The 15,458-nt window shown below is 53.7% G+C and carries 14 protein-coding genes; 4 read left to right on the forward strand and 10 right to left on the reverse strand.

The features are described 5' to 3' along the window. Positions 1-167 precede the first annotated feature (167 nt). A complete protein-coding gene (locus IEW52_RS09555; protein WP_188629849.1) occupies positions 168-1,460 on the forward strand; it encodes an IS4 family transposase in 1,293 nt (430 codons plus the stop codon). Here IEW52_RS09555 and IEW52_RS09560 read toward each other — a convergent pair. The 7 genes from IEW52_RS09560 to bioB form a co-directional block, all read right to left on the reverse strand. Further along, a complete protein-coding gene (locus IEW52_RS09560; protein ID WP_188629850.1) occupies positions 1,412-1,690 on the reverse strand; it encodes a CRISPR-associated endonuclease Cas3'' in 279 nt (92 codons plus the stop codon). The genes IEW52_RS09555 and IEW52_RS09560 overlap by 49 nt on opposite strands. A 105-nt stretch (positions 1,691-1,795) precedes the next feature. After that, positions 1,796-2,635: a helix-turn-helix transcriptional regulator gene (locus IEW52_RS09565; RefSeq protein WP_188629851.1), complete on the reverse strand. Its 840-nt coding sequence runs from the start codon at positions 2,633-2,635 to the stop codon at positions 1,796-1,798. Between the two features lie 295 nt (positions 2,636-2,930). Then, positions 2,931-3,803 (reverse strand): protease HtpX, encoded by an 873-nt coding sequence (gene htpX, locus IEW52_RS09570; protein WP_188629852.1) that lies wholly within the window; start codon positions 3,801-3,803, stop codon positions 2,931-2,933. Positions 3,804-3,875: 72 nt separating this feature from the next. Continuing rightward, the gene (gene bioD / locus IEW52_RS09575; protein WP_188629853.1) at positions 3,876-4,559 is read right to left on the reverse strand and encodes a dethiobiotin synthase; all 684 of its coding nucleotides are present in this window, start codon (positions 4,557-4,559) and stop codon (positions 3,876-3,878) included. Then, positions 4,552-5,331: a malonyl-ACP O-methyltransferase BioC gene (gene bioC / locus IEW52_RS09580; protein WP_188629854.1), complete on the reverse strand. Its 780-nt coding sequence runs from the start codon at positions 5,329-5,331 to the stop codon at positions 4,552-4,554. The genes bioD and bioC overlap by 8 nt, the downstream gene beginning before the upstream one ends. Before the next feature lie 218 nt (positions 5,332-5,549). After that, positions 5,550-6,698, reverse strand: a complete 1,149-nt coding sequence (bioF, locus tag IEW52_RS09585; RefSeq protein ID WP_188629855.1) for an 8-amino-7-oxononanoate synthase — start codon at positions 6,696-6,698, stop codon at positions 5,550-5,552. A 246-nt stretch (positions 6,699-6,944) separates the two neighbouring features. Further along, complete coding sequence (gene bioB, locus IEW52_RS09590; RefSeq protein ID WP_188629856.1) at positions 6,945-7,976, reverse strand: biotin synthase BioB; 1,032 nt, start codon at positions 7,974-7,976, stop codon at positions 6,945-6,947. A gap of 168 nt (positions 7,977-8,144) precedes the next feature. Between bioB and bioA the strand changes: the two genes are divergently transcribed. Further along, positions 8,145-9,410: an adenosylmethionine--8-amino-7-oxononanoate transaminase gene (gene bioA, locus IEW52_RS09595; RefSeq protein WP_188629927.1), complete on the forward strand. Its 1,266-nt coding sequence runs from the start codon at positions 8,145-8,147 to the stop codon at positions 9,408-9,410. Positions 9,411-9,566: 156 nt separating this feature from the next. Here the strand turns inward: bioA and IEW52_RS09600 are convergent, their stop codons facing one another. Together IEW52_RS09600 and IEW52_RS09605 are read right to left on the reverse strand one after the other, a co-directional pair. After that, positions 9,567-11,630, reverse strand: coding sequence for a sensor domain-containing diguanylate cyclase (locus tag IEW52_RS09600; protein WP_188629857.1), 2,064 nt, complete (start codon positions 11,628-11,630; stop codon positions 9,567-9,569). A gap of 101 nt (positions 11,631-11,731) precedes the next feature. Then, a complete protein-coding gene (locus IEW52_RS09605) occupies positions 11,732-12,076 on the reverse strand; it encodes a hypothetical protein (RefSeq protein WP_188629858.1) in 345 nt (114 codons plus the stop codon). Between the two features lie 120 nt (positions 12,077-12,196). Here IEW52_RS09605 and asnS point away from each other — a divergent pair, with 120 nt between their 5' ends. Beyond that, positions 12,197-13,597: an asparagine--tRNA ligase gene (gene asnS, locus IEW52_RS09610; protein ID WP_188629859.1), complete on the forward strand. Its 1,401-nt coding sequence runs from the start codon at positions 12,197-12,199 to the stop codon at positions 13,595-13,597. A gap of 95 nt (positions 13,598-13,692) precedes the next feature. Here the strand turns inward: asnS and IEW52_RS09615 are convergent, their stop codons facing one another. Continuing rightward, positions 13,693-14,985 carry an NCS2 family permease gene (locus tag IEW52_RS09615; RefSeq protein WP_188629860.1) on the reverse strand — a complete coding sequence of 431 codons (1,293 nt, stop codon included), beginning with the start codon at positions 14,983-14,985 and terminating at the stop codon, positions 13,693-13,695. Between the two features lie 277 nt (positions 14,986-15,262). On the opposite strand from IEW52_RS09615, the gene napE reads away from it, so the two are divergent. Next, positions 15,263-15,427 (forward strand): periplasmic nitrate reductase, NapE protein, encoded by a 165-nt coding sequence (gene napE, locus IEW52_RS09620; protein WP_188629861.1) that lies wholly within the window; start codon positions 15,263-15,265, stop codon positions 15,425-15,427. Positions 15,428-15,458 lie beyond the last annotated feature (31 nt).

A 15,458-nucleotide genomic window follows, 5' to 3' on the forward strand; every position in this document is an offset into this window, starting at 1 on the left:
TTCGGCCGTGAGTGACTGACCTAACAAGTTCCGTTTCATGGCAGGCTCCCGAATGTAGCTATATGTAGAAATTATAGATCCACATGGGTTATGCCGTACTGCTTACCCATAAGTCCTTGAATGAGCATCATCAATGCCAGTGAACAACAAACGTAGCGGCGGGTGACATGACGAATTGGGTTGAGAAGGAGTTTGCCACGGCAGATTTGGGGGATGAGCGGTTAAATCAACGGTTGGCCAAGGTCGTTGACACTCTGGCCAGTCAACCAGGCAAGAGTATCACTGCGGCTTGCCGTGGCTGGAGCGAGACCAAGGCAACCTATCGTTTACTTGAGCAGGATATTAGCTGGGAAAACTTGCTCCAGCCCCATTGGGATAGCACCCTGGCGCGCGCGGCAGAGCACAACACCGTGCTGTGTCTGCAAGATACCACTGAACTGGATTTCAATGGTCGCAAGGCCGAGGGCTTGGGAAAACTGAACTACGATGCCCGCCGCGGTATGTACCTTCACCCGACCTTGATGGTGACGCCGGAGCGCTTGCCGTTGGGCTCCACCGATGCCTGGATGTGGGCGCGCGATGGTCACCAACCGAAGGAAAGTGAACGCTGGTTGGAAGGCTATCAGCGTATCAGTGAATTAAAACAACAGCTGCCTGATACTCGATTGGTGTATGTCGGTGATCGGGAAGCCGATCTGTTCACTATCTATCAAGAACATGCTGCCGCACCTAATATCGATTACCTGATCAGAGGCAAGCATAATCGCAAGCTGGCGGATGGACGTAAACTCAAGGAGGCGGTCGCCGCAGTGCCAGCCTTAGGTGAGGTCAGCTTTATTTTGCCCAAAGGGAGAAAGCGTCCCGCCAGACCAGTGACTCTGCATATCCGCGCCACCCGGGTGGTATTAAAACAGCAGCAGCTGCCGATCACTGTGGTACTGGCAGAAGAGCCAAACGCTCCAACCGGGGCGACACCGGTCAGTTGGATGCTACTCAGCAATATCCAGGTAGAGGCGCTATCGGGCGCTCAGGAACTGCTGAATTGGTACCTGTGTCGTTGGGATATTGAACTGTTTTTCAAAACCTTAAAAAGTGGTTGTCAGGTAGAGTCGATGCAGCTGCGTAGCCGGGAGAAACTGGAGCGGCTACTGGTACTCAAGATGGTTGTCGCCTGGCGAGTGATGTATTTGATGCGGCTCAATCGCGTGGTGCCTGAGCAGAGCTGTGAACTTGTTTTTGACCCCGATGAGTGGCGGATCATATACGCGTCGACGTTACGAAAAACCCCGCCCCAGAATCCGCCGACGCTCAGAGCCATCATCCACTTGGTGGCATCTTATGGCGGTTTTTTAGGGCGTAAGGGAGACGGTGAACCCGGGTTACAAACGCTGTGGCAGGGTCTTGAGCGTTGTCATGATATGGTCCGTGCCATACAAGATACCAAGGAATTATTGGGCTGAGTTATGGGTAAAGGGATGCCTTCAAGCCTTGCTTGAAACTCTTGGGTGTATTTACCTAAGTCGTGCAGCTGCCCTGCTACTTTACCATGATTTCGAGCGCTAAAAGCATCAGCAAAATCTGCGGCCAAATCACCAACACTGTGCAAATGCTCTTCTAATGTTTGCCAGCGTATTTTCGGTTTTCTCTCTACTGAGTGAGCATAATATTCAACACGCTTTTCTTGTGGCATTCATATTGGTCCTTCAACAAATATTTTAAGATATTGCTTACTTTTCTGACTAGGTGCAACGCTGTACATATAAACATGTCGCCTGAGGCGACAGGTTGTGATGGATCAAGTAAATAGCCAGGGTTTTATTTCATCGTGATTAAGCAGAATCAATTGCTGAGCGGCGGGGTTGCCGTCGAGCATTTTTATATTTACCTGCATTTCCTGTAATAAATAATGGGCCAGTGCGGCGCGGGTGGTGAGGATTAATTCGCCATTGGTCATGTCGTAGTCGTGTATAAGGGCAGCTTGTTGGGCATCTGTTAAACGGGGATCGGGTTTAAAGCGCAGGGTGAGCTGGGTTTGCCAGGCGGTATCTGCGGGCAAGGGGCCAAGGCACTTGCCCTCTGGACTGGGGATGCCGTGCAAGCGGCTGAGTACAAAGTCGCGGTAATCCTGGGCTTTTTCGCACCAGGCGCGCAGGTGCCAGCGGCGGCCGGTGTTAACGAAGCGAATGGGCACGATAATACGCCCGCCGTTATCGGGATTACTCACGGCGCCGTAGTCGACTTCCAGCCGTTCGCCCTGGCGTATAGCCTGCACCAGGGGGCGCATGATATGGGGGCTGACCTTGCGCGCTGGCGGAGCAAGAATGGCATGGGCCAGCTGATATTTATCATCCGCCAATGGCAGGTGGGCACTTTGGCCGCTGATCCAGTTCAGGTATTCCGCTACATCAATACTGATGTATTCAGGCTTGAATGTTGGGGTGGGCAAAAAACTTTTCGCTGATGCGCAATACATTAATTGATCAGCATATGCATCCTGATATTGGTTAATCACCTTGCTGGCTTGTTGTCGGCCTAGCTGAAAATAATGTTGTAAATGGCCATTGGTGATGCGGCCTTCCCAATTGGCCAATAACTCAATCAGCCAAAAACGGCGCTCTGTTGTGGTTTTTATCATGGCGTGCTGCTTTATTTTTATTTATAAGCGCCATTAGAAGCAAAATATTCCTTACATTCAAATTTATTTATTTTTTAGGCTTACCCCGTTTTGTATCGCCTCCTTTGTAACATCACAACATCCCGCTGAGACGGGACTGCTAGCTAAAGCAGCAGCTACATAAAGATTAAGATAAAACACCCTGAGCCTAATCTTGGTCAGGAACACCGTTCTGCAAGATCAAAAAAGCCCCAGCAAGCTGGGGCTAAAATCATAACTACCGGGTTATTGCGCTATTCAAGTGCAATGAAGTGGCTTAACGCAATTCGCGTAAGCTCTGAATGCGTTTTTCGAGCGGTGGGTGGCTCATAAACAGCTCACTCTTGCCGCGGCCGGTGATACCAAAAGCCGCCAATGAGCCTTCCAGCTCGGCTTGCGAGCCCTGGCCCAAACGCTGCAGTGCAGAAATCATTTTTTCTTTGCCCACCAGGCGGGCCGCGCCTTCGTCGGCACGATATTCGCGGTGGCGGCTGAACCACATCACAATGATCGAGGCCAGAATGCCGAACACCAGCTCCAGTGCCATCACCACGCCAAAGTAGGCAATACCACCCAGGCCGCCGCCCTCTTCACCGTCACGGTTCATGGTGGAGCTGATGATATTGGCAATAATACGGGCAAAGAACATCACGAAGGTATTCACCACGCCTTGCAGCAAGGTCATGGTCACCATGTCGCCATTGGCAATGTGGCTGACTTCGTGGGCCAGTACGGCTTCGGCTTCGTCGCGGCTCATGCTGTACATCAGGCCGCTGGAAACCGCGACCAGCGAGCTGTTGCGGCTGGCGCCGGTGGCAAAGGCGTTCATGTCGGCTGAGTCGTAAATACCCACTTCCGGCATGCCGATGCCGGCCTGCTGTGCCTGGCGAGTGACCGTGCTGAGCAACCAGTGTTCCATTTCATTACGGGGCTGCTCTATTACCTGTACGTTGTAGCTGCGCTTGGCCATCCATTTAGAGATCAGCAGCGAAATAATAGCGCCACCAAAACCAAACACGGCACAGAACACCAACAAGCCGCCAACGCTGTTACGGCTGATGCCCAGCATCGAAAACACAATGTTCAGCACCACACCCAGCACCAGCACCACGGCCAGATTGGTAGCGATAAACAACAGAATGCGTTTCATAGTTTTCCTTAATCAAAGAGTCTTCAGACATAATATGTCCGAATGCGCGAAATTCAAGATGTTGATTATGAATTATTTTATCAGGGGCGCAATATCGATAAAGTTATGCACGCTCTCATTGACCTCGTCACCCAGCCAGGGGATCTCGCCCAAAAACGGCGCCTTGATGCGCTGTTTCAGGCTTTCGGCATTGGCCTGATAATGACTCATGTTGGGATCCACCTGGTTAAGCACCCAGCCGGCTACCACCAAACCGTCGTGACGAATGGCGTCCAGTGTGAGCAGCGCATGATTAATGCAGCCCAGCCGTGCACCAACCACCAAAATGACCGGTAAATGTTCTTTTTTGACCCAGTCGGATAAATATTGCTGATCGTTAACAGGCAACCGCCACCCCCCGGCGCCTTCCACAAAAATCCAGTCGGCGGCGGTTTCTTTTAATCGACCCAGCCCTTCACTGATATGCGCCAGGCTGATGGGTTCGTTAGCCTGGGCTGCCGCTATGTGCGGAGCAATGGCAGGCGCAAAGGCATAGGGATTGTGCATGGCATAGGGCAAGCTAATAGAAGACGTGGCCTGCAGGATCAGGGCATCGCTGTTTTTCAGCTCGCCGTCAATAAGATCACAGCCAGAGGCCACCGGCTTGTAGCCCAGAACCTTGCGCCCGGACTCAATGGCCGCCAGCATCAATGCCTGTGTCACCAGGGTTTTGCCCACCTCGGTGTCGGTGCCTGTGATGAAAAAGGTGTTAGCCATAAATTACTCCGTATGCCAGCCGATAAGTCGCCACGCAGTGGCCTTGATTATTTACAGGATAGGTTAAATTAAGTTGCTGCCAGGTGTGTTTGCCCATCAGGCCGCTGCGCCGCTCGTCATTCACGCGATTAGCGCCTATGCCTTTTAAATCCAGCAGCAGCGCTTTCAGGTTTGGATAGGCAAGTTGCTCGGTAGCCGCCTGGCACTGCCAGCGCCGGCCGGTGGCCGCCAGGTGCTGCTCCAGTTTGCTGTGGCTGATAAAGCGATTGACGGGGCTGGGCTGCCCCTGGTGTTGCCAACACTCGGCCAGCTCAAACAGACTGCCTTCAATCAAGGTGGCAAATACCAGCACCCCACCAGGCTTGAGCCGACGGCTCCAGTTGGCCAGCCAGGCGGCGGGGTCGGCACTCCATTGCAGACACAGGTTGGCAAAAATCCAATCCAGGCTGTGCTCGGCCAGCGGCTGGGTGTCCATATCGGCACACAGAGGCACAATGTCTGCTTTGCCCTGAGCCTGTTGCAGCATGGCAGGCGACAAGTCCAGCGCCAGCAACTGCTCGGCCTTTTGTTTAAGGGCGGGTGCAAACCAGCCGCTGCCACAGCCTAAATCCAGCCCCAGTAACGCGTGTTCGGGCTGTTCGGCACTAAGCAGGGCTAATAAGGCGTTGCCAGAGCGGCGCTGCAGTTCGTTATGCTGCTCATAGCTGTGGGCGGCGCGGCCAAAGGCACTGGCCACCTTTTGCTTGTTTATTAACGGCGTGCTTATAGGCATAAATGATATCGCATAATTCATGTGGACTCAGTGACAAAGAGGTTTACGCCTACGGCAAAATATCAAACCCAAAATATGGCACCCTGTAGCCCCGCGCTTTAGCTGCGGGTTCTGCGAAGCAGGATGGTTTAAACATTCCCGCTGAGACGGGAGTGCCAGCTAAAGCGGCACCCTACAGAAAACCCGCCGTCATCATCACTCCGTTGTGCGCATGGAAACTAGGCTTCACTCTTCACGCTCTCTTGCAGTGCGCTCAGCAAGGCGGCGATATCCGCTTGGCTGTGGGCGGCGCTGAGGGTAATGCGCAGCCGTGCCGAGCCTTTGGGCACGGTGGGTGGGCGAATTGCCCCTACCCAACAGCCCCGTTCGCGCAAACGGTCAGCGAGCTGCAAAGTGAGCTGTTCATCACCGATCACCAGGGGTTGAATGGCGGTGCAAGACGGCATTAAGCTAAACGGCAGCTGCGCCGCGCCTTGACGAAACTGAGCAATGCGTTGCTGCAACAGCTCGCGTTTGTCATCGGCCGTTTGTACCAGGCGCACGGCAGCCAGAATGGCGGCAGCTTGCGGCGGCGGCAAGTGGGTGCTGTACACATAGCTGCGGGCATGATTGTGCAAGTAATCAATGAGCGCCTGACTGCCGCCAATAAAGGCACCACTCACTCCCAATGCCTTGCCAAAGGTGCCCATGTGTATCCGTACTTTTGTGGGGGCTACGCCCTGCTCGCTCAAGGTGCCCCGCCCCTGCTGGCCCAACACGCCCAAACCATGGGCATCGTCTATCATCAGCCAGTTACCGCTTTGCTCGGCAAGCTCACTCAAGCCCTGCCAATCCCCCTGGTCGCCGTCCATGCTGAACACGCCTTCGGACACGATGAGCCCCGACTGCGGCTTGAGCCTGGCAGCCAGGGCGGCCATGTCGTTATGGGCAAAACGCTGCATGCGGGCCGGGCTTAACAGGCCGGCTTCTTGCAGCGAAGCATGATTGAGCTTGTCTTGCCACAGGATGTGTTCTTTGCTGAGCAAGGCTTTAATCAATGCCTGATTGGCGGAAAAACCCGAGCTGAACAGCATCACCGCCTCCAGTCCCAGCCAGTCGGCCAGCTCACTTTCCAGCGTTCGGTGAACCGCCTGATGCCCGACCACCAGCGGCGAGGCCACGGCCCCCACGCCAAATTCACGGGCAGCCATATCGGCGGCCTTGATCAGCTCGGGGGCCTGGCTCAAACCTAAATAATCGTTACCGGCAAAGTTGAGATAGCCTTTGCCGTTGGCCCACAGTTGCCGCCCGCCGACCCGTTCGATCACCGGCAGGCTGCGCTTCAGACCCGCCGCTTCACGCTCGCTCAGGCTCAGGTTAAAAGGCATGTTTTCATCTCTGTTAACAAAACGACAATACCGGTGTTTAGCTAATCTGTAGGCGCCGCTTTAGCTGGCGCAAACCCACCGGCGGTGCGATGCCTGATGATTCGGCACCGTCTGATCCGGCAGCTAAAGCGCCGGCTACAAAACACCAGAACGGCGGCGAGGTGCCACGCAAGTCGTAGGGTCCATTTCAATGGACCAAGTCAACCGCCGTGCGACGCCATTGGTCGAATGAATTCGACCCTACGATTAAGCTTCGTAATACAGGGGCTTGGGTTCGGCCTGGGCGGCAATTTGTTCATGCAGTTCAATTTCGGCCATTTCATCCGGCTTTTGGCTGACGCCGCTGGGGCGTAAACCCAGGCGCTTGAACAATTGCATGTCGCTGTTTTCATCCGGATTAGGGGTGGTGAGCAGCTTGCAGCCGTAGAAGATGGAGTTGGCACCGGCCATAAAACACATGGCCTGCATTTGGTCGTTCATTTTTTCGCGACCGGCAGACAAGCGTACATGGCTTTTTGGCATCAAGATGCGCGCCACCGCGATGGTGCGAATAAAATCGAAATCGTCCAGATCTTCCTGGTTTTCCATCGGCGTGCCTTTTACTTTCACCAGCATGTTGATGGGCACACTTTCTGGCTGGCGTGGCAGGTTAGCCAGTGCTTGCAACAGGCCGGCTCTGTCTTCCGAGCTCTCACCCAAACCTACTATGCCGCCGGAGCAGACTTTCATGCCGGAGTTGCGCACGTTTTCCAGGGTATTCAAGCGATCCGCATAGGTGCGGGTGGTGATGATGTCACCGTAGAATTCGGGGCTGGTGTCCAGGTTATGGTTGTAATAATCCAGGCCCGCCTCGGCCAGGCGGTCGGCTTGATTATCATTGAGCATGCCCAGGGTCATGCAGGTTTCCAGCCCCAGGGATTTCACTTCTTGCACCATTTTTACCAAATAGGGCATGTCGCGTTCTTTGGGGTTGCGCCAGGCCGCGCCCATGCAAAACCGGCTGGAGCCATTGGCCTTGGCCTCTTTGGCCCGCTCCAGCACATTTTCCATTTCCATCAGTCGTTCGGTTTCAAGACCGGTGTTATAGCGCGCACTTTGCGGGCAATATTTGCAGTCTTCGGGGCAGGCACCGGTTTTAATGGACAACAAGGTGCTCACTTGCACTTCGTTGGCATCAAAGTGGGCACGGTGCACTTGCTGGGCTTCAAACAGCAAGTCGAACAGCGGACGGTCAAACAACGCAAGCACTTGCTCACGGCTCCAGTGAAGTTGGCTCATGGCCTGGTTCCTTTCTTGTTCGCGGTGCGGGTTCCGCGATGGTTAGGCGGTATTTTTGTTGGCTAGTGTAAGCACCAGTGCTAGCCTGTCAATCACAAATACCAACCCACATTTACAACTGATTATTATATGAGCAACCCATCTGATAATATCCATGCCCCGATGGCCTTGAGCAATGCCGAATTCGATCTGCAACATCTATGGCACCCTTACACCTCCCTCACTCTGCCTCTGCCCTGTTATGCCGTGGAACGTGCCGAGGGTGTACATTTACAGCTCGCCGATGGCAAACAATTGATTGATGGCATGTCGTCCTGGTGGGCCTGTTTACACGGTTATAATGTGCCCGAGCTCAATGCGGCCATTAACGATCAGCTGACCAGGATGTCTCATGTAATGTTTGGCGGCCTGACTCACGATCCCGCCATTAACCTGTGCCGTGCTCTCACCGATATTTTACCTGCGGGGCTGGATCGCTTCTTTTTGGCCGACTCGGGATCGGTGTCGGTAGAGGTGGCGCTAAAAATGGCCATTCAGTATTGGCATGGCAAGGGCACGCCCAAAACGGTGTTTGCGGCGCTGAACAAGGGCTACCATGGCGACACCTTTGGTGCCATGAGCGTGTGCGACCCCAACGGTGGCATGCACAGCCTGTACAAAGGCTTTTTGCCCGAGCATGTGTTTATAGAAAGCCCGACCAGTCGCTTTGGTGGCAATTGGGATCCGCAAGACTTGGCACCTCTGGAAGCCTTGCTGGCCGAGCGCTACCACGAGCTGGCGGCGCTGGTGCTGGAGCCGATCGTGCAAGGGGCTGGCGGCATGTGTTTTTATCATCCGGAATATCTGAAAGGCGCGCGTGCCTTGTGTGATCAATTTGATGTGTTGTTGATTGTGGATGAGATTGCCACCGGCTTTGGCCGCACCGGCAAGCTGTTTGCCTGCGAATGGGCCGACATAGCGCCGGACATCATGTGCATCGGCAAGGCGCTGACCGGCGGTTACATGACCATGGCGGCGACCATTACCACACAAAACGTGGCCAATACCATCTGCAATGGCCCGGCCGGTGTGCTGATGCACGGCCCGACCTTTATGGCCAATCCGCTGGCCTGTGCCACGGCGATCGCCAGTCTGAAACTACTGTTAAGCTCGCCCTGGCAGACGCGCATTGGCGCCATTGAACAACAGTTAACGAGAGAGCTGACACCGGCGGCAGGCTTGCCGAGTGTGGCGGATGTACGGGTATTGGGCGGCATAGGCGTGATTGAGCTGCACCAGCCGCTGGATGTGGCCAGGGTGCAGCAACAGCTGGTGGCCATGGGCGTCTGGATACGCCCCTTCGGCAAGCTGCTGTATGTGATGCCGCCTTACATTATTACCCCGGAACAGCTGAGCAAGCTGACCCAGGCCATGCTGGCGGTGTGTGAAAGGTAAACCACGCCAAGCGCCCAGCTAAAGACCCACACAGTCTGTTGTATTCTGCCGTCATACCGGGCTTGCCCCGGTATCTCGTTTTTATGTCTAAGAACCAGAGCGAGCTCCTGACGTGCGTCAGGATCCCGGCATAAAACATCACGCCAAACGCACGGTTTAGCGCTCCCCAGAGGGGTCGTATTCCACCACCTGGTTGCGGCCTTGGTCTTTGGCTTGATAGAGGGCGAGGTCGGCTTTTTTGATGAGAGCGTCGAGCTGCTTATCGTCGGGGGTCAACATGGCAAACCCGATAGACACCGTAATGGTAATCGTCTCGCCGCCAGACAAGATTATCTGCATATCGGCGATTTGTTGGCGCAGGCGCTCGGCGACCATGCTTGCTTGCTCTGTCGAGAGCTCGGGCAACATAACAATAAACTCTTCTCCGCCAAAACGGGCAAACACATCCAGGTCGCGCAGGCTGTCTTGCACGGTACTGGCGAGCTGTTTCAGCACGATATCGCCACCGTCATGGCCGTAGGTGTCATTCACCCGTTTAAAGTGGTCGATATCAAACATGAGTAACGCCAGCGCATGTTGATAACGTACCGCCCGTTGAAACTCCATTTCACCTCGCTCATAAAAATGGCGACGGTTACTGATGTTGGTCAAGGTATCAAGGTTGGCTAACAGCTCCAGTTTCTTTTCCAGTTTTATACGATCGGTAATATCAAACACACTGGTACGCGCAATGGCGAAATGTCCTTTTTGATCTTTAAGCGAAGTGGCCGACGTAGACACATAAAAGGTCGAGCCATCTTTGCACTGCATTTCCAATACGATATTGTCTATTTCTTGTTCGGTTTTAAGTGCCGCAAAAAATTCATTAAAGCGCTGCTGGCTATCATGGGTCAAAAACTGCACAAAGGGCTGGCCTATGACTTCTTCTCGGTGATAGCCCAACCATTCCAGCTCGGTATGGTTGATACGAATAAAATGACCCTTGCTGTCCAGGCTGTGATAACCACAAGGCGCATGCTCGTAAAGATCACTCAGCTCTGCCGTCACGGCTTGGTGGTAGCGGCGGCGCATCTGTTTTTGTACCCTAATGCTGGCCAGCAGCCAGGCCATCCCTCCTAAACTGACCAGTATCAGGGCCAGCACGGTACGGCCCAACGGCTGATACAAAACAGACTGGGCCTGAATCACTTCTTTGGGTAAAAATATCACCAACTTCCAGGCGGTATTATCGATGGAAGCAGCAGACAACAGCGGCCCTTGCCGAGCCCGAAAATGAGACCATTGACGAAGGGTGAAATCAAATGGATAAATACTCTGAAAACGGAACAGACCTTGCTCCGTTTCTACCACTCCCGACTCTTTATCGGCGATGCTAGGCCAGGCCTCGGGATACAGAGTTGCAAAGTTATGATGAGGCTTGCCCAAATCGGCCCCCCATTCATTACTGCGTTCATGATTACTTAACCAATACCCTTGTGGGTCAAGCAGCATGCCTTGCTGATCAATACGCCGGGACATTTGCAGACGAAACCGCTCCAACATACCTTGTGCCAGATAATTGAGTATCAGTACTCCCATTCTGTCACCGTTTGCATCCAGCACAGGGGTGACAAAACGCAACATGGGTTTGTGCGGTTGCTCAATCACGCCCTGCTCTACGTTCAAATCCATGCGCGAAACAAACACCTGCCCTACCGCCAATGCCTTGGCTTCTTGAAAATAATAACGTTGCGACTTGTCTTGCAACTCTTCCACGGCAACCGCCAGGGCCTCGTCACCGGGCATGTTCACCCGCACTAATTCGTGCCCGGAATTATCCAGCAGGCGGATTTGATCAAATCGGTTGTAGGTGGTGGCGGCATTTTTAAACAACACTTCAAGGCGGATGCGATCACTCGCATTGCCACTGCTTAGGTACTCAATCATGGCGGGGGAGTTTTTTAACAGCTCCAGCAGATGCAGCTGTTCATACATTTCTTTCTGTATCATCTGGGTGGCTGCCACCACAGAGGTTTCTTCCTGGGCCAGCATGTGCTCTTGTTGCTTTTGCTCATATTGCCAATAGATGGGCCCGGCTAAAGCGAGAAACAGGCCGCTGAACAACAACAACAGCAAGACAAAACGCTTGAATATCAAACGCCGTATTGGAATATCAGCAAGATAATGGGTTAACGCAATTTGATAGGGACGAGCTTGCTCTGAAACAAAGGGTTGCGTCATAAAGAATGTAGCCTTGCTGCAGCCACGGCGCTGCCGGTGAAGAAAAAGTAGCGCAATAATAACACATTGCGCTACGGGTTCTTGTAGCAAACTGTTGAATATCAACGCGATGAAAAAACAACCAGCAGCAAGGTGAGCACAGCAGCCATGGCCAGCATCACCAGATATATCTTGAGAAACTGCAAATGATGCCGCCCTTTTACATGTACCAGGGTAAAGGTGGTCACTGCCAGCCCCAGCGCCCCCCACACCCCCGCATGAAACCAAAAACTGTGCAAAGCAAGCCATTCGGTCCTTACGGCAATGTCCTGGTAACGCAAGTAGCCAAAGTCTTGTTCTGGCCGGCCATAATGAAACAACACCAGCAGAATAATATACAGGCCCCAGCCGCCTACCGTCATAGTAACCAGCATCTTGCTCAGCCAATCCAACCGTTGTGGTGCCATGGCTACCTCCTGCTTCAACTTTTTGCTTGAGTCCTGAGTTTACACGGGTAACATTAGCCACCTTACCTATATAGTCTATCGGCTGTTGCCGATATTAGTTAACGCTGGAGAGCGATTTACATGACCCACGCATCCGTTACTGATGTGCTGGCGGGTAAATACCCCGTTGGTACCACCCTCACCGTTAAGGGGTGGATTCGTACCCGCCGTGATTCCAAGGCGGGTATTTCGTTTTTGGCCATTCACGATGGTAGCTGCTTTAATCCGGTGCAGGCCGTGGTGCCCAATAGCGTCGAGAATTATCAGTCTGAAGTGGTGCGGTTAACCACCGGCTGTTCGGTAGAGGTTACCGGCACCGTCGCCGCCTCTCAGGGTCAGGGCCAGGACTTTGAGCTGCAAGCGACCGACGTCAAGGTGATTGGTTGGGTTGAAGATCCCGACAGCTACCCGATGGCGGCCAAGCGCCACTCTATCGAGTATTTGCGCGAGTATGCCCACCTGCGCCCGCGCACCAATATGATGGGTGCCGTCACCCGGGTACGTAACTGTCTGGCACAGGCCATTCACCGCTTTTACCACGAAAATGGCTATTCCTGGGTGGCGACTCCGCTGATCACCGCCTCCGATTGTGAAGGTGCCGGCGAGATGTTCCGCGTCTCTACGCTGGATCTGCAAAACCTGCCCCGCACCGACAAGGGCGACATCGACTTTAGTGAAGACTTCTTTGGCAAGGAAACCTTTTTAACGGTATCCGGCCAGCTGAACGGTGAAGCCTACGCCTGTGCCATGAGCAAGATTTATACCTTTGGCCCTACCTTCAGAGCCGAAAACTCCAACACCAGCCGTCACCTGGCCGAATTCTGGATGGTCGAGCCCGAAGTGGCCTTTGCCGACCTGAACGATATTGCCAAGCTGGCTGAAGATATGCTGAAGTATGTGTTCAACGCCGTACTGACCGAGCGTATGGATGACATGAACTTCTTCGCCCAGCGTGTGGATAAAGACGCCATTAGCCGCCTGCAAAACTTTGTGGAAACCGACTTTGCCCAGGTGGATTACACCGATGCCGTTGCAATACTGCAAAACTGTGGCAAAAAGTTCGAGTTCCCGGTGGAATGGGGTATCGACCTGTCTTCCGAGCACGAGCGTTATCTGGCCGAAGAGCATTTCAAGGCACCGGTAGTGGTGAAAAACTACCCGAAAGACATCAAGTCCTTCTACATGAAGTTGAACCCGGACGGCAAAACCGTGGCCGCCATGGACGTACTGGCACCGGGCATTGGTGAAATCATCGGTGGCTCTCAGCGTGAAGAAGTACTGGAAGTGCTGGACGCACGCATGGTGGAAATGGGCCTGAACCCGGCAGACTACGGCTGGTATCGTGACTTGCGCCGCTACGGCACCGTGCCCCACTCCGGCTTTGGCTTAGGCTTTGAGCGTCTGGTGGCTTACGTAACGGGCATGGCCAACGTACGTGACGTTATCCCCTTCCCCCGTACCCCGCGCCACGCCGACTTCTAAGCAGGCAGCACTCTGGTGTAAGAAAGCAAAAACCCCGCAACCGCGGGGTTTTTTATTATCAACGCCGGGCACTTGGTGCTCGGCGCTGCTTTTAGCTAGACCCCGAAGGCGAACTTCACCAGGAACAAGGCGCCAAGGGCCCACACTACCGGGCTCACTTCTTTGTAACGCCCTGCCAGCACTTTAACGGCCACAAAGCTGATAAAACCAAAGGCAATACCGTTGGCGATAGAAAACGAGAACGGCATCATCACCACCACCACTACGGCGGGCACGGCTTCGGTAATATCATCCCAGTGCAGATGACTCAGTTGGCCCATCATCAGCACGGCCACATACACCAGAGCACCGGCGGTGGCATACGCAGGCACCATGCCGGCCAGTGGCGAAAACAGCAAGGCGGCAATAAACAGCAAGCCGGTGACCACGGCGGTTAAGCCACTACGACCACCCACGGCTACACCTGCGGTACTTTCAACATAAGAGGTGGTGGTGGAAGTACCCAGCACCGAGCCGGCAATAGAGGCAGTACTGTCGGCCAGCAAGGCACGCCCCAGACGCGGCAGGCGACCTTGTTCGTCGAGCATTTTACCGCGCTGTGCCACGGCAATCAGGGTGCCGGAAGTATCGAACAAATCGACAAACAAAAAGGCAAATATCACCGACAGCATGCCGATATTAAAGGCACCGGCAATATCCAGCTGCATAAAGGTCGGCAGGATGGACGGCGGCGTCGACATCACCCCGTTGTACTCCACATCCCCCAGCAGTACCGCCAGCGCGGTAATAATCAAGATGCCAATCATCACGGCGCCGCGCCAGCCCCGTGCCGCCATGCCGATGATCAGAAAAAAGCCCAGGGTCGCCAGCAGCACCGGCAGGCTGGTGATATCACCCAGGCCCACCAGGGTGGCGGGGTTATCGACGATAATACCGGCATTCTTGAGACCGACCAGCGCCAGAAACAAACCGATACCGGCGGCAATGCCGATTTTCAACGGGCCGGGAATGGAGTTGATGATCCACTCTCGTACCTTGAACAAACTCAGCAGCACAAAAATACAGCCGGAAAAGAACACAGCCCCCAGCGCACTTTGCCAGCTATACCCTTCGGTCAACACCACTGTATAGGTGAAAAAAGCATTCAGACCCATGCCCGGCGCCAGGGCAATCGGATAATTGGCCCATAATCCCATGATAAAGCAGCCAATGGCGGCGGCCAGACAGGTGGCGACAAATACGGCGCCATAATCCATGCCGGCTTCCGATAAAATAGCGGGGTTTACGAAGATAATGTAGGCCATGGTCAAGAAGGTGGTAATGCCTGCCACCACTTCCTGGCGCACATTGGTGCCCAATTCTTTAAGTTTGAAATAATTGTCCAGCATGGGGATCTGCCATCAAGATAAAAGTACCGCAAATTATCGACTCAAAAGACCCCTTTGGCAATGATGAGGCAGCGATTGGCGGGGAAACCCCCTGATTGATGCTTTCATAGACTATGAATAGCTGGCCATACCTTGATTGAGATCAATCCAGGATGATTTTTTTCAGGGTAACATCAGCCAACCTACGGCATGACTGACGTGGCGTAAATTCTGATTCTGGGTTCAAAGCAGTGACTTTACGTAGCAGTACGCTATTTAAAAGGTCAAGGATATCATTATGAATAAAATCAACTATCCCACCTCTCGTCGCCAGGAATGGCGCACCTTTTTACTACTCACCATAGTGCTGATCCCATTACTCAGTGTGCTCACGGTGGCGGGCTATGGCTTTATTGTGTGGTTTATACAGATCATTTTCGGCCCACCAGGACATGGCGTCTGATAATAATCAACCGCTCCTCTGGAACCTGATG

This window comes from Oceanisphaera marina, from assembly GCF_014643915.1.
Classification (GTDB): domain Bacteria; phylum Pseudomonadota; class Gammaproteobacteria; order Enterobacterales; family Aeromonadaceae; genus Oceanimonas; species Oceanimonas marina.